Origin of the sequence: Phenylobacterium hankyongense, assembly GCF_003254505.1 — a bacterium.
GTDB classification, from domain to species: domain Bacteria; phylum Pseudomonadota; class Alphaproteobacteria; order Caulobacterales; family Caulobacteraceae; genus Phenylobacterium; species Phenylobacterium hankyongense.
Genome location: NZ_QFYP01000001.1, coordinates 3,044,640 through 3,068,529, shown reverse-complemented (window position 1 = coordinate 3,068,529; position 23,890 = coordinate 3,044,640). Strand labels below are relative to the sequence as shown.

Here is a 23,890-nt window from a genome sequence, read left to right as displayed (position 1 = left end):
ACGCGCGGCTCAGATGTCGCCGCCCACGTCGGCGACGGCGCCCGGAGCGCGCGCCAGATGTATGCCGCATTCGGTCTTTTGCGAACCCGCCCAGCGTCCGGCGCGGACATCCTCGCCCTGCTCCACCGGCTTGGTGCACGGCCAGCAGCCGATCGAGGGGAAGCCCTGCTCCACTAAAGGATGGGCCGGCAGCTCGTGCTCGGCGGCGTAGGCGTCGAGGTCGGCCTTGGTCCAATTGGCCAGCGGGTTGAACTTCACCTGCTCGCCGGCCTGCTCGACCACCGGCAGCGACAGCCGCGCCCCGCCGTGGAAGCGCTTGCGGCCGGTGATCCAGCCGTCGAACTCGGCCAGCGCCCGGTCCAGCGGCAGCACCTTGCGCACGTGGCAGCAAGCGTCGGTGTCGGTCTGCCAGAGCTTGGCCTGCGGATCGACCGTGGCCAGATCCTGGTAGTGCGGACGCAGGTCGCGCACGTCGGTGAGGCCCAGCTGGGCCGCCAGGGCGCGGCGATAGTCCAGGGTCTGGCCGAACAGCATGCCGGTGTCGAGGAACAGGATCGGCAGGTCGGGCTTCACCTTGGCGGCGATGTCCAGCAGCACCGCGGACTCCGCCCCGAACGACGACACCAGGGCCAGCTTGTCGCCAAGCGTCTCCACCGCCGCCTGAATGACGGTGCGCGGATGGGCGTGCCGCAGCTCGGCGTCGAGCCGGGCGGCCAGCGTCGAAGGACGCGCCATAGTGTCGTAGGCCATGCTCACTTCCCCCGCTCAGCGAAGGCCGGGGGACGGCCGTCGACAGCGCGTTGATAGACGTGGCGGAAGCGATGGACGGCCTTGTCCCAGTCCTGCGGGGTGGAGCCGTCCGCCGGTTCGAAGGCGTCGAAGCCGCAGCGGACCATGAAGCCCGCCTGCTCGCGCAGCACGTCGCCCACCGCCCTCACCTCGCCCTTGAAGCCGTAGCGCTCCCGGAGCAGGCGGGCGGAGGTGTAGGCCCGGCCGTCGCCGAATTTCGGGAAGGCCAGGGCCACCAGCGACAGGCGCGGCAGGTCGTAGGCCAGGGCCTCGACCTCCTCATGGCTCTCCAGGCGCACCCCGACCTTGCGGCCGTCGGAGAGCAGCCATTCGCCGTGCTCCTGGAAGCGCGCCAGCGAGATGATCACGTCGCCGGGCGGGATCTCGCGCTCGTCGCCGACCGCGGTGAACGGGTCCTCGGCGAGGTCGAAGCGGGCGTCGTGGAGCTTAATTCGCGTCGGCATAGACAGCCTCCTTGAAGGGGGCGACGCCGGTGCGCCGGAAGGTGTCGAGGAAGCGCTCGCCGTCCTTGCGCTCGCGCAGGTAGACCTCGACGAGGGTGTCCACCGCATCGGCCACACGGTCGTAGGGCAGCGCCGGTCCGAGCGCCTGACCCACCGCCGCGTCCTCCGCGCCGGAGCCGCCGAGCGTGAGCTGGTAGAACTCCTCGCCCTTCTTATCGACGCCCAGGATGCCGATGTGGCCGACGTGATGGTGGCCGCAGGCGTTGATGCAGCCGCTGATCTTGATCTTCAGCTCGCCCACCCGCTCGGCCCGCTCGGGGTCGCGGAACTTCTCGGCGATGTGCTGGGCGACCGGGATCGCCCGGGCGTTGGCCAGCGCGCAGTAGTCGAGGCCCGGGCAGGCGATGATGTCGCTGACCAGGTTCATGTTCGGCGTGGCGAGGCCGACGGCGTCGAGCGCCGCCCAGACCGCCGGCACGTCGTCCAGCTTCACGTGCGGCAGCACCAGGTTCTGCTCGTGGGTCACGCGGATGTCGTTCTGGCCGTAGCGTTCGGCGAGGTCGGCGACGACTTCCATCTGCTCGGCGGAGGCGTCCCCGGGGGTTTCGCCGATGCCCTTCAGCGACACCTCGACGATGCCGTAGCCCGGGACCTTGTGGGGCTTGAGGTTGTTGCGGGCGAAGCGGGCGAACGCCGGCTGGCCGGCCCTGGCCGTCTCGAAGGCGTCCGAGCGCGGCGACAGGGTCCCGAAGGTCTTGGGCGCGAACGCCCCGCGGATGCGGGCGAGCTCGGTGTCCGGCAGGTCCGGCCCGGTTCCGACCTTCTCCCATTCGGCCTCGACCTGGCGGGCGAACTCTTCCGCGCCGAGGGTGGCCACCAGCACCTTGATGCGGGCCTTGTGGATGTTGTCGCGCCGGCCGTGGCGATTGTAGACGCGAAGGATCGCCTCCAGGTACGAGAACAGCCGGTTCACCGGCAGGAACTCGCGGATGGTGGAGGCGATGTAGGGCATCCGGCCCAGGCCGCCGCCGACCATCACCTCGAACCCCAGCGACCCGTCGCGGGCGCGCTTCAGAACCAGGCCGATATCGTGGACCTTGGCCGCCGTGCGGTCCTTCGGCGCGGCGGTGACCGCGATCTTGAACTTCCGCGGCAGCCAGGAGAATTCCGGGTGCACGGTGGACCACTGGCGCATGGCCTCGGCCCAGACGCGCGGGTCGTCGATCTCCTCGGCCGTGGCCCCGGCGTAGGGATCGGCGGTGACGTTGCGCACGCAGTTTCCGCTGGTCTGGATGGCGTGCATGTCGACGCTGGCCAGGTGATCCATGATGTCCGGCGCGTCGGCCAGCTTGATCCAGTGGAACTGCAGGTTGGTGCGGGTGGTGAAGTGGCCGTAGCCCTTGTCGTAGGTGCGCGCGATCCACGCCAGCTTGCGCAGCTGGGCGGGGTTCAGCGAGCCGTAGGGGATGGCCACCCGCAGCATGTAGGCGTGCAGCTGCAGATAGAGGCCGTTCCTCAGGCGCAGCGGCTTGAACTGGTCTTCGTTCAGCTCGCCGGCGAGCCGTCGCGCGACCTGCCCGCGGAACTCCGCGCTGCGGTCGGCGAGGATGTCCTTGTCGATGGCGTCGTACTGGTACATGGCGCCCTACTTTCGCTTGATCAGGTTGACCCGGCCCGTCGAGCGGGCCGCGCCGTCGGCGTGCAGCAGGGCCTCGACCACCGCGCCGCCCTCCGCCTGCTTGCCGTGGCTGGGATGGTTCTGCGGGCCCAGCGCGCGGATGCGCTCGCGGAAGCTCAGCGGCGCCCAAAGGCCGCCGGCGTCCACCAGGTCGATGAGATAGGGCTCGACCACCACCGTGGGCTGGTTCTTGCCGTGCGCCTCGGCGGCCTCGGCGGCCTCTTGCGCGGCCTCGTCGAACAGCTGGGCGTCGGCGAAGCGCTCGACCCACTCGCCGTCCTTCCAGAACACGACCTCGCCGTCGATCAGCCGATTGGCGGTGAGCGCTTTCATGCCCGCGCCTCCAGAAGGGTGGATTGGAGTTCGACCGTCGCGCCGGCCTGGGCCAGCGCCATGGCCTCGCCGACGATCAGCAGCGCCGGCCCGCTCAGGGCGGCGGCGCCCTCCGCCAGGCCGGCCAGGGTGGTCACCACCCGGCGCTCGTCGGCGCGCGAGGCGTTCTCGACGATCAGCGCCGGCGTCGAGCCGGCCCGACCCGCCGCCATCAGCCGCGCGGCGATCGGCGCGGCCATCGACAGGCCCATGTAGATCACCACCGTCTGGTTGGCTTTCGCCAGGCTCGCCCAGTCGAGGTCGGGTTCGCCACCGCTGGCCGCGTGGCCGGTGACGAAGGTCACCGCCTGGGCCGAGCCCCGATGGGTCAGCGGCGCGCCGGCCCCGGCGCTGGCGGCCAGGGCCGCGGTGACGCCGGGAATCACGTGGCAGTCGACGTCGGCGTCGCGGCAGGCTTCCAGCTCCTCGCCGCCGCGGCCGAAGATGAACGGATCGCCGCCCTTCAGCCGCACCACCCGCAGGCCGTCCAGGGCGAACGCCACCAGCATGCGGTTGATCTCGTCCTGGCTGTAGGAGTGGCGCGACTTGCGCTTGGCGACGGAGATCCGCCGCGCGCCGGCCGGCGCCAGCGCCAGGATCTCGTCGGACACCAGGCCGTCGTGGACGATCACATCCGCGGCCTGCAGCGCCTTCAGCGCCTTGAGGGTCAGGAGCTCGGGGTCGCCGGGGCCTGCGCCCACCAGCCACACCGCGCCCGTCGTCTGGCGGCGGCCATCCAGCACCACCAGGCGATCTGTTCGCTTTGACCTGTCGTGCGGTTGCGGCATGGATTAGCTTCTCTAAACCTTCGGTCTCTGAATCATGACGGGACGGACTGGCGCCCGCCCCGCCGATCGCCCACCGATGAAAAGGGCCGATACATCGGCGGACGCTTGCAAATAGGTGCCGGCAGGCCCAATTCGCAAGCCAAGGACTTCTGCCGGGGCTGTCAGGAATTCTATGGAAAGACCGCAAGACCGAAGGCGCCTGCCGCCGCTGAACGCTCTACGCGCCTTCGAGGCCGCCGCGCGCCATCTGAATTTCAGCCGCGCCGCCGACGAGCTGTCGGTGACGCCGGGCGCGGTCAGCCAGCAGATTCAGAACCTCGAGGACTACGTGGGCGCGGCGCTGTTCAAGCGCACCCCCAAGGGCCTGCTGCTGACCGACGCGGCGCAAACCGCCCTGCCGGCCCTGCGCGAGGCCTTCGACCGGCTGGCGGAGGCCGCCTCCCTGCTGACCGCCGCGGTGGACGGCCGCCGGCTGACGCTGACCGCCGCGCCCTCGTTCGCGGCCAAGTGGCTGGTGCCCAGGCTCGGCCACTTCGAGCAGCTGCATCCGCAGGTGGACGTCTGGCTGTCGGCCGGCCTGGAGCTGGTCGACCTCACCGCCGGCGAGGTGGACATCGCGATTCGCTATGGCGCCGGCCGCTATCCGGGGCTCGAAGTGAAGCGGCTGCTGAGCGAAACGGTGATTCCGGTGGTCAGCCCCGAGCTGATCAAGGACCAGCCGCTCGACACCCCCGAGGACCTGAAGAACCACATCCTGCTGCACGACGGCTCGCCCGATCCGGACGACAGCTGCCCCGACTGGACCATGTGGCTGGCGGCCCGCGGCCTGCGCGGCGTCGACGGCATGCGCGGTCCCCGCTTCAACCAGTCGAGCCTGGTGATCGAGGCGGCGATGAACGGCCGCGGCGTGGCGCTGGCCAAGCGCACGCTGGCCCAGGCGGACCTCGATGCGGGCCGGCTGGTGGCGCCTTTGCAGATCGCCACCGCGGTCGACTTCGCCTATTACCTCGTCCATCCCAAGGCCAAGGGCCGGCTGCCTCAGGTCAAGGCCTTCATCAGCTGGATCGAAGCCGAGGCCCTGGCGCACGAGCAGGCGCTGCGGGCCATCGACAACGGCGCCGGCATCTAAGACGACGAGTGACGATGACTGTTTCCACCGACGCGCGGCCCGCCCCGGCCGCCTGTGAGACGATGGCCGACGTCCGCCAGGGCGTCGACGCCCTCGACCGCCAGCTGGTGCTCCTGCTGGCCGAGCGCCAGCGCTACATGGACGCCGCCGCCCGCATCAAGCAGGACCGCGCCGCGGTGCGCGACAACGCCCGCGTCGAGGACGTGGTCGCCAAGGTCAAGGCCGCCGCCCGCGCCGCCGGCCTGTCCGAAGAGATCGCCGAGCCGGTCTGGCGCACCTTGATCGAACGCTGCATCGCCTACGAATTCGGCGTCTGGGACCAGCTGCGCTCCCAGCGCTAGCCCGGCGCTAGGCGCCCTTCTCAGCCTGATAGGCCGCGATCTCGACGACGGCGGCGTCCAGCGCGGCCTTCACCGCCGGCAGTTCGCTCGCGCCCTTCCATTCGGCTCGCGCACAGATGTCGCCCAGGGCGTTGGCGCCGACCCCGCGGGAGGCGCCCTTGATGGTGTGGATCATCTCCCGCCAGTCCGCCGGCTCGCTGCTGAGCGCCCGCGACCAGCCTTCGGCCTGCCGGCGGAACAGCGCCAGCACCTCCAGGACGACCCGCATGTCGCCGGCCGCAAAGCCTTCCAAGTAAGCGAAATCCACAGCGCCTTGGAGCCCACCAGTCGTCACCAGATATTCCCCTGTTGCAGCGCCTTGCCAACGCCGCGTTTTCGCGTATTTTCCGCGCCCTCGCCACCGGCCCCTTGGGTAACCGGAGCCGGGACGGGTGCATAGCTCAGTTGGTAGAGCAGCTGACTCTTAATCAGCGGGTCGTAGGTTCGAATCCTACTGCACCCACCATTATTTCAAAGACTTGATGGTGGGATGCTCCACACGGGGCAGGCGCGGGGCGCCATATGGGCGCCAGCCTGACGACAGTTCGTGGGCGGGCTGTCAGCTGAACCGTCACGGGTAAGGTGCGCAGCCGCCGCTTATCCGCCCCACTCGATTGCCCCAGCGGGCCCTCGGCGAAAGAATGCCGTCACCTTCGGGACGAACTGCCTTTTGACGCGTTCCTGGAGGGTGAAGCTTCCCATCCTCGCCCGCACGATGACCGCGCCTGACCTTCGCCCCTTCGGCTACAGCCGCCGGACCTTGCTGGCCGCATTGCCGCTGGCCCTGGCGGCCGGCGCGGCCTACGCGCAGGAACCGCCGCCGGCCGCGCCCGTACCGCCCCTGAGCCCCCAGCAGCTCGCCGACGCCGTTCGCACGCTGAATGCGGCCGAGACGCACGGACTGCCGCACCAGGCGTTCACCGCCGACGACGCGCCGGAGACGATCGCCCTCGCCCTGGCCCGCTACGCCAAGGCCGTGCACGTGGGCCGCCTCGCGCCTGCCGATTTCCTCAAGGAGTGGGGCGTCAGGCCCGCTGCCTACGATCCGGCCGCGGACCTCGGCGCCGCCGTCGCGACCGACCGGCTGGGTCCCTGGCTGGAAAGTCTGCCGCCGCCCTATTCCGGCTACCGGGCCCTGCGCCGCGGCCTTGCCGCCTACCGCGAGATCGCCGCGGCCGGAGGCTGGCAGGCGATTCCCGCCGGCCCGGCGTTCGGCCTGGGCGCGAAGGGCGCGCGCGTCGCGGCGCTTCGGACCCGCCTGGCGGTAGAGGACAAGTCCGCGCCCAAGGCGGACGGCGCCTTCGACTCCGACCTGCAGGACGCCGTGGCCCGCGCCCAGCGGCGCTTCGGCCTGAAACCCGACGGCGTCGTCGATCCCACCACCCTCGAGGCGCTGAACCAGCCGGTCGGCCAGCGGATCCTGCAGATCATCGCCAACCTGGAGCGCTGGCGCTGGCTGCCGCCGACCATGCCGCCCACCCGGGTGCAGGTGAACTCGGGCGCGGCCATCGTCACCCTGTTCCGGGACGACAAGCCGGTGCTGTCCATGAAGGCGGTGGCCGGCCGGCCCGGCGACGAGACGCCGATGCTGTTCTCGCAGATCCACAGCGTCGTGCTGAACCCGCCCTGGAACGTGCCGAGCTCCATCGCCACCAAGGAGCTGTGGCCGAAGGAGAAGAAGAACCCCGGCTACCTGGCCCGCAACGGCTTTGTGGTGATCTCCACCGGCGACGGCGCCAGCCGCCTGCAGCAGAAGGCCGGCGATCAGAGCGCGCTCGGCCGCTACAAGTTCGACTTCGACAACCCCTACGGCGTCTACCTGCACGACACGCCGTCGCAAGGCGGCTTCTCGCGCTACGCCCGCCAGGCGAGCCATGGCTGCGTCCGGCTGGAGAAGCCCGCCGCCCTGGCGGCGGCCTTGCTCGACGCCGACCCGCAGTGGAACGCCGACCTCATCGCCGCGGCCGTGGACAAGGGCGACACCGTTCGCGCCCGGCTCCCGGCGCCGGTGCCGGTGTTCATCTTCTACTGGACGGCCTTCGCGGGGGCCGATGGACAGATGAATTTCCGCTCCGACCCCTATAATTGGGATCGCCTGCTGCTGCAGCGAATCGGGACCCTGGCGCCTGCCGCCGAGGTCTAGTCGGAGCGAACCGCGATGAATTCCCTGGGCCGGGTCCTGCTGATTGTCGGCGCGATCGTGCTCGCGGTGCTGGTGGGGGTGCTGATCGGGCGCAGCCGCCACGAGCCCAGCGTCGCCGAAGCGCCGGCGGCCGGGGTGCAGATCTCGACCCAGGCCCCGCCCGCGCCGCCACCGACGCCGAGCACGCTGCTGCCCACCGTGCCCGACGCGCCCCCGGCCAAGGCCGTCCCGAAAATCAATCCGCAAGACCAGGTGGCCGATGACGCCGCCGCGGTCGGAATGACCACCCGGGACGCGCCGGAAGAGCCCGCGCCGCCGGTCGTGGAGCCGCCGCCGCCGGAGCCGAGGTCAGACGCCCCGCCCTACGGCTAGACGCCGGTCCACTGGCGCACCCGCGCCACGTCCACGTGCACGAAGTTCGAGACCGGATAGAAGCCGACGCCGCCGGCCGAGACGCTGAGCGCGGCCTTGTGCAGGTTGCGCAGGTCCACACCCTGCACGCGGACGTCCGACGCCTTGCCGAACGTGTGCTGGCTGTTGGAGGCCACCCCGGAGCTGCGCTCGTGCAGCATGGCGTTGGTCTTGGACGAGCGGTAGCCGGAGATGATCTGGAAGGGCTGGTTGGTGTCCAGCCGCGCGTTGATGGCGTGCAGGGCGTCGAACAGGCGGGGATCCATCGGATGCTCCTCGCCGTTACGCCAGTCGCGCAGGACGCGCATGGCCTCGGCCAGCGCGTCGGGCACATAGCGGCCGTTCGCGAAATAGACCTCGTTGAAGGTGTCGCCGGTGTGCAGGTTGTGCAGGGTCGCGCGGCGCACCGCGGCCCCGGCCAGCGGCGTGACGGACTGGGCGAGGCTGAGGCCGGGCGCCGCAGCCGCCGCGAGGGCTGCGCCGGCGCCGAGCCGCAATAGGCCCCGTCGGGCGAGCATGGTCTGCATCTGCGAAAGGCCCCTCGACCGCCTCGTCTACCCGATAAGTCGGTGTGCGGCGCCCTAAGGTCAACCTGAGCCACAGACGCATGCGACCACCTGCCGCGGCCGCCGAGGGCAAAAAGAAACCCCGCAAGGCGCTGAGCCCGCGGGGTTTCCTTGCAAGGTCGGCCGTATCGCGCGCGGGCTGTGCGGCGCCGCGTGCGAGCCTGCGCGCCCTACTTCAGGTGTTGCGCGAGGTGCTTGTTCATCTCGAACATCGAGACCCGGTCCTTGCCGTGGAACACCGGCTTCAGCTTGTCGTCGGCGACGATCTCGCGCTTGTTCGCCGGGTTCTGCAGGTTGTTTTTCTTGATGTAATCCCAGATCTTGGAGACCACTTCGCCCCGGGACAGTTGGCCCGGGCCGACGACGGCGGCGAGTTCTGCCGACGGCGTGAGCGGCTTTTGCAGGGCGTTGGTTTTCTTGGTGTCGGCCATTGGGGTCCCCCCAGCTAAATGTGTCAGGCGCCCCACCATCGCTGCACGCAAAGGCTGAGTCGCTTGATGCATCCTAGGTGGGCCGCGCGTCCTGCGCCACCTAGAGAAGCGTGGTGGGAGGCCGCAGGCTGAAATTCACCCCTGAGTAGACTGCCCGCCGCCAGGCTGCCCGCCACCGGATTGGGCGGCGCGATAGGCGTCGCGCTGTTCCGGGGTCTGCGCATCGGGCGAGCGGGCGGTCAGGTCCTCGCCGCCCTCGCGCTCGATCTGATCGTAGAGCGCCGCCGTCGAGGCCTCGGTGACGGCGTCCTCCCGGCGGTCCCGGGTGGCGTACCGCGCCAGCCCATAGGCGATGGCCACGCCCAGCACCAGGACGCCGATGACATCCATCAGCAGGAAGCCGAGGCCGCCCGCGTCCACACCACCGCCGACGGGCGCCTGCTTCATCGCCGCTTCCAGGATGCCCACGTCGATGACCATGCTCGCCACCCAGAAGGCGGCCGCCACGAACCAGGCGACGAACAGGAACCTCAGGCCGGGGCCGATGGGCGCGATATCGGTCCTAGGCGAGGCCTCCGCGCGCGACTCGCGGCGGATCGAGGCGTGCTCGTCATAAGGCAGGGTGGTCATGGTCCCTCGCGATCGTCCCGGCGGCCTGTAGGGGCGCGTACGCCCGACCAACCGCGGGTCGCGGGTTGGGGTTCCGCCTTAGTCCTGCGCCGCGACGGCGAGGCCGGCCCGGGCCTTGATCCGCGTGCGGCACTCATCCAGCAGCCGCTCGGCCAGGGCCACATCGGAAACGGCGCGGGAGAGCGCCACCGCCCCGCTCATCTCGGCCAGCAGCGAGTTCGCCAGGCCTTCGCGCTCGGCCAGGTTCTCGCCGGGCAGCCAGGCGGCGATCTGCCCGATCATGCCCCTCACCCCGCCATCGAAGGCCGCGCGCACCGCCGCACCCTGGCGCGGCATGTAATTGGCCAGGGATGAGGCCGGACAACCCTGCTGCGGGTGGGTCCGATGCTCCATCGAGACGTAGGAGTCGACGAAGGTCTCCAGGGCCCGGGAGGCGGCCATGCCGTCGGTGATCCGCCCGAACCGCCGCCGGCTCTGGGCGAACGCCTCCTCGATCGCGGCGGCGACCAACGCCTCCTTGTTGGGGAAGTGGGCGTAGAAGCCGCCGTGCGTCAGGCCCGCCTGCGCCATGATCTTCGCCACGCCGACGCCGTCGGGGCCGTTGGCCCGCACCGCGCCGGCCGCAGTCTTCACCACCCGCCGCCGGGTCTCTTCCTTGTGGGTCTCGGCGTAACGCATGCGCGGCTCCGGATTATATGATGGCGATAATATCGGCGGTCGACGCTGGCAAGGCGATGGCGCGTCGCCTGGCGTCACCTTAGAACCTGGTTCCCTTATTGGAGGCCAGGGCATGGAAATCGTTCTCGACCAGATCGACCGGCGGATCCTGCGCGAGCTGCAGGCCGACGCCACCATCCCCATCGCCGAACTGGCCGAGCGCGCGGGGCTCTCCCAGACGCCCTGCTGGAAGCGGGTGAAGCGGCTGACCGAGGCCGGGGTGATCGAGAAGCGCGTCGCGATCCTCAACCGCAACAAGCTGGACCTGGGGCTGGTGGTGTTCGTGGCGGTCCGCACCAGCCGCCACGACGAGGCGTGGCTGGACGCCTTCGCCAAAGGGGCCTCCGCCCTGCCGGAAGTGGTCGAGTTCTTCCGGCTGTCGGGCGAGACCGACTACCTGCTCAAGGTCGTGGTCCGCGACATCGCCGCCTACGACGCCTTCTACAAGCGACTGATCGCGGCGGCGCCGCTCTCCGACGTCAGCTCGTCCTTCGGCATGGAGCAGATCAAGTTCACCACCGCCCTGCCGCTTTGACCGCTCCCCTCCGACGCCGTTGACTTCCGCGAGCGAGGCGGCGCCCAATCGGCTCAACGAGAAAAGAGCCATGGGAGGACGGCGGTGAGTTCCTGGACCTTTGCGGACGTATGGGAGGCGATCGCCGGCGCCCAGCCGGAGCGGCCGGCCCACATCCAGGGCGAGCGGGTGGTGACCTGGGGCCAGTTCGACGCCCGCGCCGACGCGCTCGCCGCGCACCTGATCGCCGCCGGCCTCGAGCGCCAGGCCAAGGTCGCCGCCTACCTCTACAACGGCCCGGAATACCTCGAGGCCTATTTCGCGGCGTTCAAGGCGGGCCTCGCGCCCGTCAACACCAACTATCGCTATGGGCCGGAAGAGCTCCTCTACCTGTTTGACAACGCCGACGCGCAAGCCGTTGTCTTCCATGCGGGTTTCGCCGAGACGCTCGACGCGATCCGCGACCGGCTGCCCCAGGTGAAAGCCTGGATCGCGGTGGCCGAGCCTGGCTTCTCCGTTCCGTCGTGGGCGGAGGACTACGAGACCATCGTCGCGGCGACGCCCGCCCAGCGACCGGTGACCGCGCCCTGGGGCCGCTCGCCCGAAGACCTCATGCTGCTCTACACCGGCGGCACCACCGGCATGCCGAAGGGCGTGATGTGGCGCCAGGACGACCTGTTCAACGTGGTGGGCGCCGGCGGCCACGCGGTGATGGGGATCGCGCCGATCGAGACGGTCGAGGCGGCCGCGGCCCGGCTGGAGGCGCCGGACCATCTGCGGCCCATCTCGCTGGTCGCCTGCCCGCAGATGCACGGCACCGGCCAGTTCTCCTCCTTCATCGTGCTGAACCTGGGCGGCGCGGTCGCCACCCTGCCCTCCCGCAAGTTCAGCGCCGTCGAGCTGTGGGACGAAACGGAGCGGCTGAAGGCCGACACGGTGGTGATCGTGGGCCTCGCCTTCTCGACCCCGATGCTGGAGGCGCTGGAGGCGCACCCCGGCCGCTGGGACCTGTCGGCGGTGCGGCTGATGACCTCCTCCGGCTCCATGTGGAGCCAGGAGAACAAGCGCGGCCTGCTGAGCTTCTGCCGCAACGCCATGATCTTCGACAGCTTCGGCTCGTCCGAGGCGGTGGGTCTCGGGGTCTCGGCCTCGGCGCCGGGCGCGGAGGTGCAGACCGCCGCCTTCACCATCGGTCCCAACTGCGCGGTGTTCGGCGAGGACGGCCAACGGATCACCCCGGGCTCCGGCGAGCGCGGCCTGGTCGCCGTCACCGGCTTCCTGCCGATGGGCTACTACAAGGACGCCGAGAAGACCGCCAAGACCTTCAGGGTCATGGAAGGCGTGCGGTGGAGCGTGCCGGGCGACTGGGCGGAGGTGAACACCGACGGGACGCTGAAGCTGCTGGGGCGCGGCTCTGTCTGCATCAACACCGGCGGCGAGAAGGTCTTCCCCGAGGAGGTCGAAGAGGCGCTGAAGACCCATCATGCGGTGCGCGACGCGGTGGTGGTGGGGGTCCCCGACGCCCGCTTCGGCGAACGCATCTGCGCGGTGGTGGAGCCCGAGGCCGACCTGCAGCCGGGCCTGGCCGAGCTCTCCGAGCACGTGCGCGAGCGTCTCGCCGCCTACAAGGCGCCGCGGGAACTGGTGTTGGTGGAAAGCATCGGCCGCGCCCCCAACGGCAAGGTCGACTACAAGGCGATCAAGGACCGGGCGCTGGCGGCGCTCAACGTGCCGGCGTGAGGCTCGCGGGCCCTCAGGCCTCGGGCGCGTCCCGCAGCGCCCGCACGAACTCCACGAGCGCCGTGCGCGCCGCGCCCCGCGGCAGGCCAGAATAGGCCCGCAGCAGCTCCAGGGCCCCAGGCTCCGACAACAGGCCCGCCACCTCGTCGATGGCGCCGCTCGATCCGCCGCTCTCGCCGAACATCTCGGACACCGGGGTCTCGAGCGTGGTGGCGATCCGCGACAGCATGGAGGCGCTGACCCGGTTGGCGCCGCGCTCGTACTTCTGGATCTGCTGGAAGGTCACGCCGGCGGCGTCGGCCAGCGCCTGCTGGGACAGGCCCCGCACCTTGCGCAGCAGGCGGATCCTCGCGCCCACGGCGACGTCGACAGGATCTGCGACCGCGTCGGGATTGCGAGCCATGTTATCTCCGTCGTCTCGTGTTCGATCTAGCGCGCACGGCGGGCTTCGTCGTCGGCCGGGGGCGCCCAGTCGTCGCGCCCGGAGCCCTCGTCCGAAATCCAGTAGCAGGCCTCAGCGATGGTCATGCCGACCGCCCGCCGAAGCTGGCTGATCGCCGGAGAGCCCTGTTCGAGTCCCATGAGTTCCTCTTCGTAGGAACTCAGGATCTCCACAAGGTTGCGCGCCAGTTCACGCGCCCGGTCAGTGTCGTTCCGGCTCATCGCATCTTCCCGCCGGCTCCGCCGACGGAGCCGCTTAGCACGATCCTCAACGATTAACGATTGCCAAGCTGAAACTGACGACGGCCCCGCCGTGAGACGGGGCCGTCAGCCGGGTTCCGACGCCGCCTAGTTGGCGGCGATGGCTCGCGCAGCGGCCTGGGCCGCGACGATCGTGCGGCCTTCCCGTTCGGCGATCCGGCGGAAGGTGGCCAGCGCCTGCCCCACCACCTGGTCCATGTTGTAGTAGCGGTAGGTCGCCAGGCGTCCGACGAAGTGGACGTTCGCAGTCTCCAGCGCCAGCGCCTCGTAGCGCTTGTAGAGCGCCTGGTTCTCCGGCCGCGGCACCGGATAGTAGGGGTCGCCGTCGGCGCGCGGGTATTCGTAGGTGATGGTCGTGCGTCGCGCGCTCTGGCCGGTCAGGTGCTTGTATTCGCTGATCCGGGTGTAGGGCGTCGCCTCCTCCGGATAGTTCACCGTGCCGACCGGCTGGAACCACTCCTGGTCCAGGGTCTCGTGGCGGAAGGCCAGGCTGCGGTAGGGCAGCTTGCCGTAGCGGTGGTCGAAGTACTCGTCGACCGGGCCGGTGAAGATCAGCCGGTCGTAGACCGCCTCCTCGCGGGCGTCCTCGTATTCGACCCCGAGCTCGATGGTCAGGCCCGGCTGGTCGAGCATGCTCTCGAACATCCGGGTGTAGCCCTCGGCCGGCATGGCCTGGAACTTGTCGGTGAAGTAGCGGTCGTCGTCGTTGGTGCGGGTCGGCACCCGCGCGGTCACCGACTTGTCGAGCTCCGAGGGGTCCATGCCCCATTGCTTGCGCGTATAGCCGCGGAAGAAGGTCTCGTAGAGCTCGCGGCCGACTTTGGAGATCACCACGTCCTCGGAGGTGCGGATCTTCTCCACCGGCTCGGCGCGGCTGGCGAGGAAGGCCTCGGCGTCGTCGTCGGTGCGCAGGTCGACGCCGTAGAGGGTGTTCAGCGTCGTGCGGTTGATAGGCATCGGCACCAGGAGGCCGCCCTTCACGCTGGCCAGCACCCGGTGCTCGTAGGGCCGCCACTTGGTGAACTGCGACAGGTAGCCGGAGACCTCGTCGGAGTTGGTGTGGAAGATGTGCGGGCCGTAGCGGTGCATCAGCACGCCGGCCGCATCCTTCTCGTCGTAGGCGTTGCCGCCGATGTGCGGGCGCTTGTCGATCAGCAGCACGCGCTTGCCCAGCTGGGTGGTCAGCCGCTCCGCCAGCACCGAGCCCGCAAAACCCGCGCCGACGATCATGTAGTCGAAGGGCTTGTTGCGCCCGGCGGGGCGGATCGCCGGCGCGGCGACGCCGCTCTGGGCCAGCACCTCGGTCGCGTCCTGGGCCCGACGGGCCACGGCGCGGGAGATCTCCAGGTTCATCCGGGTGAACGTCTCATCCCAGGACAGGACGCCCAGCGCCACGTCGACCTGCTTCAGCCAGTCGCCCCTGACGCGGGAGAGCGCCAGCGCCTGGTCGCAGGCGGCGACGAACTCCTCGGGCGTCGAGGCGATCTTCACGGCCTCCAGTTCGCCGTAGTGGCGGACCACGTCGACGATCGGCGTGGAGACCACCGGCCGGCCGGCCGCCAGGTATTCCGGCGTCTTGGTCGGGCTGATGAAGCGCGTGGACTCGTTGATGGCGAACGGCATCAGGGCCACGTCCCAGCCGGCCAGGTAGCGCGGCAGCTCGTCGTAGGTCTTGCCGCCCAGGTAGTGGAGGTTCGGCCGGCGCGGCAGGTCGGCGGGATCGATCTTCACCACCGGTCCGACGATGACCACGCTCCAGTCCGGCCGCGCGTCGGCGAGCGCGGCGATCAGGCTGAGGTCCATCCGCTCGTCGACCACGCCGTAGAAGCCCAGCCGCGGCCAGGGCAACGCCGCCTGGTCGGCAGGCTCGTCGCGCAGGGTGCGGGCCTTGGCGAAGTGGGCGCGGTCCACGCTCGAGGGAAAGGGATGGATGTTGGGGTGCCGGTCGCGCTTGGCCTCCCACAGGGAGTAGCCGCCGGTGAAGACTACGTCGGCCAGGCTCATCAACTCGCGTTCGAGGATGGTCAGTTCGGGCGGCGCGAACTTGAAGTTCGCCAGCTCGTCCATGCAGTCATAGATCGTGCACACCGCGTTCAGGTGCCGCGAGAACGGCAGCATCATCGGCGTGTAGTACCAGCGCAGCAGGTCGCCCTCGTAAGCGCTCAGCATCTCGTCGAGCAGGCCGCGGAGCGTCGCCTCCCGGGCTTCGCCGTCCAGGCCGTCCGGCAGGGCCGGCGTGACCACGATCACCCCGCTCTCGGGGCAGGTGCGGCTGTCGAGACGCGGCGCCGTCACCTCGGGTCCGCCGACCGGCTCTTCCCAGAACACCACCCGCCGGCCCTTGGCCAGACGGGTCATCAGATGCTGGGGGCGCTGGAAGACGAAGTCCCATCGAAGGTGAGAGAAACACACGACGGTCTGGCGACCTCGGGAACGTGGCCCTGACAGAGTAGACAATGGCGCAGCGCCTTCGGCGCTCGGGAACCACTGAGTGTTCAAGGGCGCATTCCTTTTTTGAAAAATCGACACACGAAGCCCGTGGATACAACTCCGATCAGGCGTAAAGGTTCCACGCCTGTTCTTCGGGCTTTGAAAAAGTTTGTAGTAATCAAAAGATAAGCCGAGACTCTTCGGCTCAGGTCTCAGTAATGTCGGCCAGTCGACTGATCAGGCGCTGACCTTCGGCTTGCGCCGCCCGGCCGAACCGCGAACGCCGGCGCCATACATCGGATCGCGTTCCCAGCGGAGCGCTTCGCTGACGATCTGGTCCAGCGAGGAATGTTTCGCGCTCCAGCCAAGCAGGGCGCGGGCGCGGCTGGGGTCGGCCACCAGGCTCGGCGGATCGCCCGCCCGCCGCGCGCCGACGCTATACGGGACGGCCCGGCCGGCGGCGCGGCCGACGGCCTCCACCACCTGCAGCACCGAACGCCCCTCGCCGGTGCCGACGTTCACCGGTTCGAACGCGGCGGCCGGCAGGTCGACGTTCAGCGCGGCCACGTGGGCCGCCGCCAGGTCGGTGACGTGGATATAGTCCCGCAGGCAGGTGCCGTCGGGGGTGCCGAAGTCGTCGCCGAATACGGTCAACGGCTTGCCGTCGCCGAGCGCCGCGGCGATCGCCAGCGGGATGAGGTGGGTTTCCGGCTCGTGCGCCTCGCCGATCTGGCCCGACGGATCGGCGCCGGCGGCGTTGAAGTAGCGCAGCGCCACCGCCGTCAGCCCGTAGGCGCGGCACTGGGCCTCGATCAGCCATTCGCAGGCCAGCTTGGTGTCGCCGTAGGGACTGGCCGGCGCCTTCGGGGCGCTCTCGGGAATGGTCTCCAGGGCGCTGCGTCCCGCCTGGCCGTAGACCGCGGCGCTGGAGGAGAACACCAGCCGGCCGACGCCGTGCTCGCGCATGGTGGACAACAGGCTGACGGTGCCGCTGACATTGTGGTCCCAGAACAGGTCCGGACGCGCCACCGAGCGCCCCACCTCGATCAGGCCGGCGAAGTGGATCACCGCCTTGACGTTGTGCGCCGCCAGCGCCTCGCCCAGCGTCCGGCCGTCGCGGATGTCGCCATGTACGAAGGCGCCCCAGCGCGCGGCTTCCCGGAACCCCGAGCTCAGGCTGTCGTAGACGACAGGAAAAAAGCCCAGCTCGTGCAGGGCCTTTGCCGTATGTGCGCCGATGTAGCCAGCCCCGCCCGTGACCAGCACGGCGGGTTTTGTTCCCCGATCCATGGTTCAATAATCCTCGGCCGCCGCCGGAGTTCCAGCGCCAACAAGCTGAACTTTGGAACAAAGGGGCTTTCCGCCGCCTTAAGTTGTGGGATGTGACGGGAAAGCCAGGGTTCATGCGTGAGTTGGAGCTGTGGGGCGGTCACGAATGCACCGTGAACCGCATCGGCGGCGCGTTTCACGATCAGACCATCCGGTCGGGCCATCAGCATCGCATCGAGGACCTTGAGCGCTTCGCCGCGCTTGGGCTGAAGGCGCTGCGCTATCCGGTGCTCTGGGAACGCGCCGCGCCGGAGCGGCCGGACAGCTTCGACTGGCGCTGGACCGACGAGCGGCTCGGCCGCATCCGCGAGCTTGGCATGCGGCCCATCGCCGGCCTGCTGCACCACGGCAGCGGCCCGCGCTACACCAGCCTGGTCGACCAGGACTTCGCCCCCGCGTTCGCCGCCTACGCCCGCGCCGCGGCCGAGCGCTATCCCTGGGTCGAGGCCTGGACGCCGGTCAACGAGCCGCTGACCACGGCGCGGTTCTCCGCCCTCTACGGCCACTGGTATCCTCACGTCGCCGACGAGCACCTGTTCTGGGCAGCCCTGCTCAACCAGATCGACGGCACGCGGCTGGCGATGCGCGAGATCCGCGCCGTCAATTCCGCCGCCCAGCTGGTGCAGACCGAGGACCTCGGCCGGACCTATGCGACGCGGGCGCTGGCGCACCAGGCGGACTTCGACAACGCCCGGCGCTGGATGAGCTGGGACCTGCTGTGCGGGCGCGTGATCCCGGGCCACCTGATGTGGGAGCGGCTGGACGGCTTTGGCTTCGGCGACCGGCTGCGGGCGATCGCCGATGATCCCTGCCCGCCCGACGTGCTGGGCGTGAACCACTACCTGACCAGCGACCGCTTCCTCGACCACCGGACCGGCGACTACCCGCCGGAGCGGATCGGCGGCAACGAGTTCATGGCCTTCGCCGACGTGGAGGCGGTCCGCGTCGCCCTGCCCGGCCCCGGCGGCCTGGAAGGGGCGCTGGACGAGGCCTGGGCCCGCTACGGCCTGCCGCTGGCGGTGACCGAGAGCCACAACGGCTGCACCCGCGAGGAACAGGTGCGCTGGCTGCGCGAGGCCTGGGACTCCGCCGAGCGGCTGCGCGGCCGCGGGGTGGACGTCCGCGCCGTCACCGCCTGGGCCCTGCTCGGGACCCACGACTGGAACAGCCTGCTCACCCGGCATGTCGGCCACTACGAGGTCGGCGCCTTCGACGTGCGCACCGCCCAGGTGCGCCCCACCGCCCTGGCGGCCGAGCTGGCCAGGCTGGGCGCCGGGATCGGCCAGGCGCACCCGGCCACCCGGGGACCGGGCTGGTGGCGGCGCGACATTCGCATGGCGTTCCGCCCGGTGTTCCGCACCGTCGACACGCCCGAGCCCCGGCCGGAACTGCGCACCCCCCAGTCCCCCGACCGGCCGCTGCTGATCGTCGGCGCCACCGGCACCCTCGGCAAGGCGCTGGCGCGGGCCTGCGAGTGGCGGGCGATCGACTACCGGCTCACCGGCCGCGCCGAGCTGTCGCTGGACGACGAGGACTCGATCCTGCGGATGCTGGACGCCCTGCAGCCCTGGGCGGTGATCAACGCCGCGGGCTGGGTGCGGGTGGACCAGGCCGAGGCCGAGGCCGAGGCCTGCATGGCCGCCAACGCCGCGGGCGCCATTCGCCTGGCCCGCGCCTGTCGTGATCGCGACCTGCCCTGCGTCGCCTTCTCCAGCGACCTGGTGTTCGACGGCGCCTTCGACCGCCCCTACCTGGAAAGCGACGCGCCGGCGCCGCTGAACGTCTACGGCGCCAGCAAGGCCCGCGCCGAGCGCGGCATCCTCGAGCTCGGCGGCAAGCCGCTGATCGTCCGGACCGCGGCGTTCTTCTCGCCCTTCGATCCTCACAATTTCGCGTCCGCCGCGCTGCGCACCCTGGCCGGCGGCGGCGAGTTCGCCGCGGCCGACGACCTGATCGTCTCGCCGACCTATGTGCCGGACCTGGTGGCCGCCACCCTCGACCTGCTGATCGACGGCGACACCGGCCTGCGCCATCTGGCCAACGCCGGCGCCATCTCCTGGGCCGACTTCGCCCGCCAGGTCGCAGCCGCGGCGGGACGCGATCCCGACCTGGTGCGCGGGGCGCCGGCGGCGAGCTTCGGCTGGCCGGCCCGCCGACCGGCGCGCGCCGCCCTGGACACGGAACTCGGCCAGCTCATGCCGTCGCTGGACAACGCCATCGAGCGCTATGCCGCCATGGTCGAGCAGGCGGAGTTCTCCACGGAGTCGGAGGCCCTGGCCGACGGCGGCATGCCCTACGACCCGTTCCTGCGGCCCGGCGCGCGGGTGAGCTGAACCCTAGCCGAGCGGCTTCTGGTAGGTGGGCGACCCGTCCTCGACCTCGAACAGTTCCTCCTCGTTCTCCGAGAGGAGTTCGTCGAGGGCGTCGATCACCGCGTCGAGCTGTTCCGGGGACGCCGCGAATTCCAGGGTCTCACCGGCGTCGTCTTCCAGGTGGAGCACGAAATCCTCTTCGCGCACCGAGATGGAGAAGCGGGCTAGCTGTTTCATGGCGATCCCTCCGTTCCGGAATCTTAAAGCGCCGGAGGGCGGATTCGGTTCAGCGCAGGGCGCGGGCCGCGGCCACCACGCGCTGCGCCTTCTCGTCGGTCTCGGCTACCGATTGGCCGGGACGATAGAGCTCGCCGCCGAGGCCGAAGGCGCGCACGCCGGCGCTCCACCATTCGGCCATGCTGGCCGGACCGACGCCGCCGACCGCCCAGACCACCGCCTCGGGCGGCAGCACCGCCTTCAGCTGCTTCACGTGCGCGGGGCCATAGGTCACGGCCGGGAACAGCTTGAGGTGCCGGGCGCCGGCCTCGATCGCCATGAAGGCCTCGCTCGCCGTGGCGAAGCCGGGGGCCGGGTCCAGCTTCAGCTCCACCGCGCGGCGGATCACCTCGCCGGAGGTGTTGGGCGAGACGATGATCCGGCCGCCGACCGCGGCCACGGCGTCCACCCGCTCGGCTGTCAGCACCGTCCCCGCGCCGATCGCCATGCGGTCGCCGAAGGCTTCCGCCAGCCGCCGGACGCTCTCGATGGGATCGGGCGAGTTGAGCGGCACCTCGACGCCCAGGACGCCGGCTTGCAGGAGGGCGCCGGCATGATCAAGGATCTCGTCAGGCGTGATGCCGCGGACGATCGCCACCACGGGGCATTCGGACAGGGCTTCGTCGAGGGTCATGAGGCCGCTCCCAGGCGGTAGAGGGCGAAGAGGCCGGCGATGGCCGCCGCCTCGCCATCGAAGGATTCGTAGGCCACGCCACGGCGATCCAGGGCGCGGTGGTAGAGCGCGCACAACGCCGGATCGCCCAGCAGCGCCACCGGCTCGTTCCCGGACAGGCCGAGCAGCGCCGGCACGCTCGCCACCTCGGCGCCGATCAGCAGGCCGGAGAGGTAGCTGGGCGTGCTCTCGGGGGCGCGGCCCTGCCCCACCACCCGCGCCCGGGCGGTGAACAGCCGCGCGGCCAGGGCGTTGCCGTCGCCGGCCGCCGCCAACCCTTCCTCGAAAGCCCCCGCGTCCGTCGCCGGCGCGTCGCTCTTCAGCACGCTGTGACGGCCGAGCACCGCAAACAGCTCGCCGGTCATGGCGGTGACGAAGCGGACCAGCCGGCCATCCTCCACCAGCATCCATTTGGCGTGGGTGCCCGGGTGGACCACGATCTGGCGGCCGCGGGCCCGCGCAGGGTTCTGCGCCAGCCAGCCCATCAGCTGGGTCTCCTCGCCGCGCATGACGTCGGTGGCGCCGGTGACGCCTTCGCTGCGCATGCCCGGCGCGATCCGCACCCAGCCGCCGGTGGCCTCCACCGGCGTTAGCGCCGCCGCCAGCTCCGGCAGCCCGGCCGGGCAGTCCACATAGGGCGCGACTGTCCAGCCGAGGTTCGAGCCGATCATGCCGCAAAGGATGGCGGGCAGGCCTTGCGCCCCCAGCGCCGGCTGCACCTCTTCGCGAAATTGGCGCTCGGCTTCCCCCGGACCCAGTTTCGAGACGCCCAGCTCGAACTCGCGGCCGGCCACCACCGCGCCGTCGGCGTCCAGCGTCCAGGCGCGCAGGTTGGTGGTGCCCCAATCGCAGGCGAGCAGCGTCGCTCCGCCCATCAGGTGCGTCCGCCGTCGATGACCAGGTTCTGGCCGGTGATCATCTGACTGTCGTCGGAGGCCAGGAACAGCGCCAGGCGGGCGATGTCCTCCGGCAGGATCCGCCGCTTCAGCGCCACCTGCTTCATCCATTCGGCCTCGGCCTCGGGCGTGAGCCAGAGCTCCAGCTGGCGCGCGGTCACCACCCACCCCGGCGACAGGGCGTTGACGCGGATGTTGTCGGGGCCCCACTCGCGGGCCAGCGACTTCGACATCGAATTGATCGCGCCCTTGGCGGCGGCGTAGCCGGCCAGCTCCGCCGGGCCCAACAGGGCGTTGATCGAGGAGACATTGACGATCACCCCGCCGCCGGCCTGCTTCATCATTGGATAGGCCGCGGTGGAGGCGATGAAGGCGGGGTCGAGATTGACGGCCAGCCCCCTGCGCCAGGCCTCGGGCGAGGTCTCCGCCGCCTTGTGACGGGTGTCGTTGGCAACGTTGTTGATCAGCACCGTCACCGGCCCGAGCGCCTCGCCGGCGTCGCGCACCGCGGCCTGCAAGGCCTCGGCTTCGGTGACGTCGCAGCGCCGGAACCAGGCGCCGCCCAGCTTCTGCGCCAGGGCCTGGCCCGCCGCATCGTCGAGGTCGACGAAGGCCACCTTGGCCCCCTGGTCGTGGAAGCTCTGTACGAAAGTCGCCCCGATGCCGGAGGCGCCGCCGGTGATGAACACCACCTTGCCCTGCAGGCTCGGATAGCTGGCGAAGGCCATCAGTGGGACTCCCGCGTCACGTCGGCGGTGGACTTGCCCACCAGGAAGTCCAGGTCGACGCCGCGGTCGGCCTGCAGCACGGTGTCGATGTAGAGCTTGTACCAGCCGCGGGTGTATTTCGACGGCTCGCGCCCAGCCTCCCAGGCCTGGCGACGGCGGACCAGTTCGGCCTCGTCCACCAGCAGGTCGAGGGTGCGGTTGGGCCCGTCGAGGACGATCTCGTCGCCGTTGCGCACCAGCGCCAGCGGACCGCCCGCCTCGGCCTCGGGCGCCACGTGCAGGATCACCGTGCCATAGGCCGTGCCGCTCATCCGCGCGTCGGAGATGCGGACCATGTCGCGGACGCCCTGGTGCAGGAGCTTCGGCGGCAGGGCCATGTTGCCCACCTCCGGCATGCCCGGATAGCCCTTCGGCCCGCAGCCCTTCAGCACCAGGATCGAAGTCGCGTCGACCTCCAGGTCCGGATCGTCGATGCGCGCGTGGTAGTCCTCGATGGTCTCGAACACCACGGCGCGGCCGCGGTGGGTGAGCAGCTCCGGCGTCGCGGCGCTGGGCTTGAGAATGGCGCCGTCCGGGCAGAGGTTGCCCTTCAGCACCCAGACCCCCGACGACGGCCCGATCGGGGCCTCCCGCGTGCCGATCACCTCGCGGTTCCAGACCTGCGCGGCGTCGGCGATCTCGCCCTGCGTGAGGCCGGACACGGTGACGGCGTCGCGGTGGATCAGCGAGCCGAGCTCCTTCATCACCGCCGGCGCGCCGCCCGCGTAGCAGAAGTCCTCCATCAGGTACTTGCCCGACGGCATCAGGTTGACGAGCAGCGGAGCCTCGCGGGCGATCTCGTCGAAGTCGTGGAGGTCCAGAGGCACCCCGAGCCGGCCGGCGAGGGCCAGCAGGTGCACCACAGCGTTGGTGGAGCCGCCGACCGCGGCGTGCATCAGGATGGCGTTCTCGAACGCCTGGCGGGTGATGACCTGGGATATGCGCACGTCGTCCTTCACCAGCTGGACGATGCGGTTGCCGGTCACGTGGGCCAGCACCTTGCGTCGCGAGTCCACCGCCGGCAGGGCGGCGTTGTTCGGCAGCGATATTCCCAGGGCTTCGGTCAGGCTGGCCATGGTCGAGGCCGTGCCCATGGTGTTGCAGACCCCGGCGCTGCGGCTCATGCCGGCCTCGGCGCTCATGAAGTCGGCCAGCGTCATCTCGCCGGCGCGGACGGCCTCGGAGAACCGCCAGACATCGGTGCCCGAGCCGATGTCGTGGCCCTGGAACTTGCCGTTCAGCATCGAGCCCGAGGAGACGAAGATCGCCGGCAGGTCGACGCTGGCCGCCCCCATCAGCAGGCCCGGCGTGGTCTTGTCGCAACCGCCCATCAGCACGACGCCGTCGATGGGATTGGCGCGGATCGACTCCTCCACCTCCATGGCCAGGAGGTTGCGGAACAGCATGGCCGTGGGACGCATCTGGGTCTCGGGCAGCGACATGGCCGGGAACTCGATCGGCACCCCGCCGGCCTCCCAGATCCCGCGCTTCACGAAGCCGGCCAGCTCGCGCAGGTGCACCTGGCAGGTGACCAGCTCCGACCAGGTGTTGCAGATGCCGATGATCGGCCGGCCGTCGAACACGTGGTCGGGAAGCCCGGTGCCCTTGATCCAGCTGCGGTGGATGAAGCCGTCGCGGTCGAGCTTGCCGTAGCTCTTTTGACTGCGCAGCGGTTTGTCGGCCATGCGCGGGGTACCCTTATGTTCGGTGATGCACAGGCTAAACCCCTGAGCCGCGGCCCCGGTTCAGCCCG

26 protein-coding genes and 1 tRNA gene are annotated in these 23,890 nt (G+C 70.3%); 8 read left to right on the top strand and 19 right to left on the bottom strand.

Annotated elements, in window-relative coordinates:
• Nucleotides 1-9 precede the first annotated feature (9 nt).
• Genes DJ021_RS14680 through cobA form a run of 5 tightly spaced genes read right to left on the bottom strand, consistent with a single transcriptional unit; the run spans nt 10 to nt 4,091 of the window.
• A complete protein-coding gene (locus DJ021_RS14680; RefSeq protein WP_111458256.1) occupies nt 10-750 on the bottom strand; it encodes a phosphoadenylyl-sulfate reductase in 741 nt (246 codons plus the stop codon).
• 2 nt (nt 751-752) lie between these two features.
• Nucleotides 753-1,253: a DUF934 domain-containing protein gene (locus DJ021_RS14675; RefSeq protein WP_111458255.1), complete on the bottom strand. Its 501-nt coding sequence runs from the start codon at nt 1,251-1,253 to the stop codon at nt 753-755.
• Nucleotides 1,237-2,892 carry a nitrite/sulfite reductase gene (locus DJ021_RS14670; protein ID WP_111458254.1) on the bottom strand — a complete coding sequence of 552 codons (1,656 nt, stop codon included), beginning with the start codon at nt 2,890-2,892 and terminating at the stop codon, nt 1,237-1,239. The genes DJ021_RS14675 and DJ021_RS14670 overlap by 17 nt, the downstream gene beginning before the upstream one ends.
• Nucleotides 2,893-2,898: 6 nt before the next feature.
• Nucleotides 2,899-3,264, bottom strand: coding sequence for a DUF2849 domain-containing protein (locus DJ021_RS14665; RefSeq protein ID WP_111458253.1), 366 nt, complete (start codon nt 3,262-3,264; stop codon nt 2,899-2,901).
• Complete coding sequence (gene cobA / locus DJ021_RS14660) at nt 3,261-4,091, bottom strand: uroporphyrinogen-III C-methyltransferase (RefSeq protein WP_111458252.1); 831 nt, start codon at nt 4,089-4,091, stop codon at nt 3,261-3,263. Before cobA ends, DJ021_RS14665 begins: the two co-directional genes overlap by 4 nt.
• A 172-nt stretch (nt 4,092-4,263) precedes the next feature.
• Here cobA and gcvA point away from each other — a divergent pair, with 172 nt between their 5' ends.
• Both gcvA and DJ021_RS14650 read left to right on the top strand, forming a co-directional pair.
• On the top strand, nt 4,264-5,220 hold the full coding sequence (gene gcvA, locus DJ021_RS14655) for a transcriptional regulator GcvA (RefSeq protein WP_111458251.1): 957 nt from the start codon (nt 4,264-4,266) through the stop codon (nt 5,218-5,220).
• Between the two features lie 14 nt (nt 5,221-5,234).
• A complete protein-coding gene (locus tag DJ021_RS14650) occupies nt 5,235-5,561 on the top strand; it encodes a chorismate mutase (RefSeq protein WP_111458250.1) in 327 nt (108 codons plus the stop codon).
• A gap of 7 nt (nt 5,562-5,568) precedes the next feature.
• Here the strand turns inward: DJ021_RS14650 and DJ021_RS14645 are convergent, their stop codons facing one another.
• Complete coding sequence (locus DJ021_RS14645; protein ID WP_243626044.1) at nt 5,569-5,853, bottom strand: Hpt domain-containing protein; 285 nt, start codon at nt 5,851-5,853, stop codon at nt 5,569-5,571.
• Between the two features lie 137 nt (nt 5,854-5,990).
• On the opposite strand from DJ021_RS14645, the gene DJ021_RS14640 reads away from it, so the two are divergent.
• The 3 genes from DJ021_RS14640 (at nt 5,991) to DJ021_RS14630 (ending at nt 8,115) form a co-directional block, all read left to right on the top strand.
• Nucleotides 5,991-6,066: transfer RNA gene (locus tag DJ021_RS14640), tRNA-Lys, on the top strand.
• A gap of 222 nt (nt 6,067-6,288) precedes the next feature.
• Nucleotides 6,289-7,743 (top strand): L,D-transpeptidase family protein, encoded by a 1,455-nt coding sequence (locus DJ021_RS14635; protein ID WP_243626043.1) that lies wholly within the window; start codon nt 6,289-6,291, stop codon nt 7,741-7,743.
• Between the two features lie 15 nt (nt 7,744-7,758).
• Nucleotides 7,759-8,115: a hypothetical protein gene (locus DJ021_RS14630; RefSeq protein WP_111458248.1), complete on the top strand. Its 357-nt coding sequence runs from the start codon at nt 7,759-7,761 to the stop codon at nt 8,113-8,115.
• Here the strand turns inward: DJ021_RS14630 and mepK are convergent.
• The 4 genes from mepK to DJ021_RS14610 all read right to left on the bottom strand — a co-directional run bounded on the left by mepK (nt 8,112) and on the right by DJ021_RS14610 (nt 10,459).
• Nucleotides 8,112-8,681, bottom strand: a complete 570-nt coding sequence (gene mepK, locus DJ021_RS14625; RefSeq protein WP_243626042.1) for a peptidoglycan L,D-endopeptidase MepK — start codon at nt 8,679-8,681, stop codon at nt 8,112-8,114. The genes DJ021_RS14630 and mepK overlap by 4 nt on opposite strands.
• 209 nt (nt 8,682-8,890) lie before the next feature.
• Nucleotides 8,891-9,151, bottom strand: coding sequence for an SWIB/MDM2 domain-containing protein (locus DJ021_RS14620; protein ID WP_111458247.1), 261 nt, complete (start codon nt 9,149-9,151; stop codon nt 8,891-8,893).
• A 135-nt stretch (nt 9,152-9,286) separates the two neighbouring features.
• Complete coding sequence (locus DJ021_RS14615; protein WP_111458246.1) at nt 9,287-9,781, bottom strand: hypothetical protein; 495 nt, start codon at nt 9,779-9,781, stop codon at nt 9,287-9,289.
• A 78-nt stretch (nt 9,782-9,859) separates the two neighbouring features.
• Nucleotides 9,860-10,459 (bottom strand): TetR/AcrR family transcriptional regulator, encoded by a 600-nt coding sequence (locus tag DJ021_RS14610; protein ID WP_165837232.1) that lies wholly within the window; start codon nt 10,457-10,459, stop codon nt 9,860-9,862.
• A 112-nt stretch (nt 10,460-10,571) separates the two neighbouring features.
• Here DJ021_RS14610 and DJ021_RS14605 point away from each other — a divergent pair, with 112 nt between their 5' ends.
• Both DJ021_RS14605 and DJ021_RS14600 read left to right on the top strand, forming a co-directional pair.
• A complete protein-coding gene (locus DJ021_RS14605) occupies nt 10,572-11,033 on the top strand; it encodes an Lrp/AsnC family transcriptional regulator (protein ID WP_111458245.1) in 462 nt (153 codons plus the stop codon).
• A gap of 84 nt (nt 11,034-11,117) precedes the next feature.
• Nucleotides 11,118-12,752, top strand: coding sequence for an acyl-CoA synthetase (locus DJ021_RS14600; RefSeq protein ID WP_111458244.1), 1,635 nt, complete (start codon nt 11,118-11,120; stop codon nt 12,750-12,752).
• A 13-nt stretch (nt 12,753-12,765) separates the two neighbouring features.
• On the opposite strand, the gene DJ021_RS14595 is transcribed toward DJ021_RS14600, so the two are convergent.
• The 4 genes from DJ021_RS14595 to galE form a co-directional block, all read right to left on the bottom strand.
• The gene (locus DJ021_RS14595) at nt 12,766-13,155 is read right to left on the bottom strand and encodes a helix-turn-helix domain-containing protein (protein WP_111458243.1); all 390 of its coding nucleotides are present in this window, start codon (nt 13,153-13,155) and stop codon (nt 12,766-12,768) included.
• Nucleotides 13,156-13,181: 26 nt separating this feature from the next.
• On the bottom strand, nt 13,182-13,415 hold the full coding sequence (locus DJ021_RS14590) for a hypothetical protein (protein WP_111458242.1): 234 nt from the start codon (nt 13,413-13,415) through the stop codon (nt 13,182-13,184).
• 126 nt (nt 13,416-13,541) lie between these two features.
• The gene (gene glf, locus DJ021_RS14585) at nt 13,542-15,812 is read right to left on the bottom strand and encodes a UDP-galactopyranose mutase (RefSeq protein WP_111458241.1); all 2,271 of its coding nucleotides are present in this window, start codon (nt 15,810-15,812) and stop codon (nt 13,542-13,544) included.
• A gap of 309 nt (nt 15,813-16,121) precedes the next feature.
• The gene (gene galE / locus DJ021_RS14580) at nt 16,122-17,174 is read right to left on the bottom strand and encodes a UDP-glucose 4-epimerase GalE (RefSeq protein WP_111458240.1); all 1,053 of its coding nucleotides are present in this window, start codon (nt 17,172-17,174) and stop codon (nt 16,122-16,124) included.
• 113 nt (nt 17,175-17,287) lie between these two features.
• On the opposite strand from galE, the gene DJ021_RS14575 reads away from it, so the two are divergent.
• On the top strand, nt 17,288-19,546 hold the full coding sequence (locus DJ021_RS14575) for a sugar nucleotide-binding protein (RefSeq protein ID WP_111458239.1): 2,259 nt from the start codon (nt 17,288-17,290) through the stop codon (nt 19,544-19,546).
• 3 nt (nt 19,547-19,549) lie between these two features.
• Here DJ021_RS14575 and DJ021_RS14570 read toward each other — a convergent pair whose 3' ends face one another.
• The 5 genes from DJ021_RS14570 to DJ021_RS14550 are packed head-to-tail and all read right to left on the bottom strand — an operon-like array spanning nt 19,550 to nt 23,822.
• The gene (locus DJ021_RS14570) at nt 19,550-19,762 is read right to left on the bottom strand and encodes a hypothetical protein (protein ID WP_111458238.1); all 213 of its coding nucleotides are present in this window, start codon (nt 19,760-19,762) and stop codon (nt 19,550-19,552) included.
• Between the two features lie 49 nt (nt 19,763-19,811).
• A complete protein-coding gene (locus DJ021_RS14565; RefSeq protein WP_111458237.1) occupies nt 19,812-20,435 on the bottom strand; it encodes a 2-dehydro-3-deoxy-6-phosphogalactonate aldolase in 624 nt (207 codons plus the stop codon).
• A complete protein-coding gene (locus tag DJ021_RS14560; protein WP_111458236.1) occupies nt 20,432-21,349 on the bottom strand; it encodes a 2-dehydro-3-deoxygalactonokinase in 918 nt (305 codons plus the stop codon). Before DJ021_RS14560 ends, DJ021_RS14565 begins: the two co-directional genes overlap by 4 nt.
• Nucleotides 21,349-22,098, bottom strand: a complete 750-nt coding sequence (locus tag DJ021_RS14555) for an SDR family NAD(P)-dependent oxidoreductase (protein WP_111458235.1) — start codon at nt 22,096-22,098, stop codon at nt 21,349-21,351. Before DJ021_RS14555 ends, DJ021_RS14560 begins: the two co-directional genes overlap by 1 nt.
• The gene (locus DJ021_RS14550) at nt 22,098-23,822 is read right to left on the bottom strand and encodes an IlvD/Edd family dehydratase (protein ID WP_111458234.1); all 1,725 of its coding nucleotides are present in this window, start codon (nt 23,820-23,822) and stop codon (nt 22,098-22,100) included. Before DJ021_RS14550 ends, DJ021_RS14555 begins: the two co-directional genes overlap by 1 nt.
• Between the last annotated feature and the right edge of the window lie 68 nt (nt 23,823-23,890).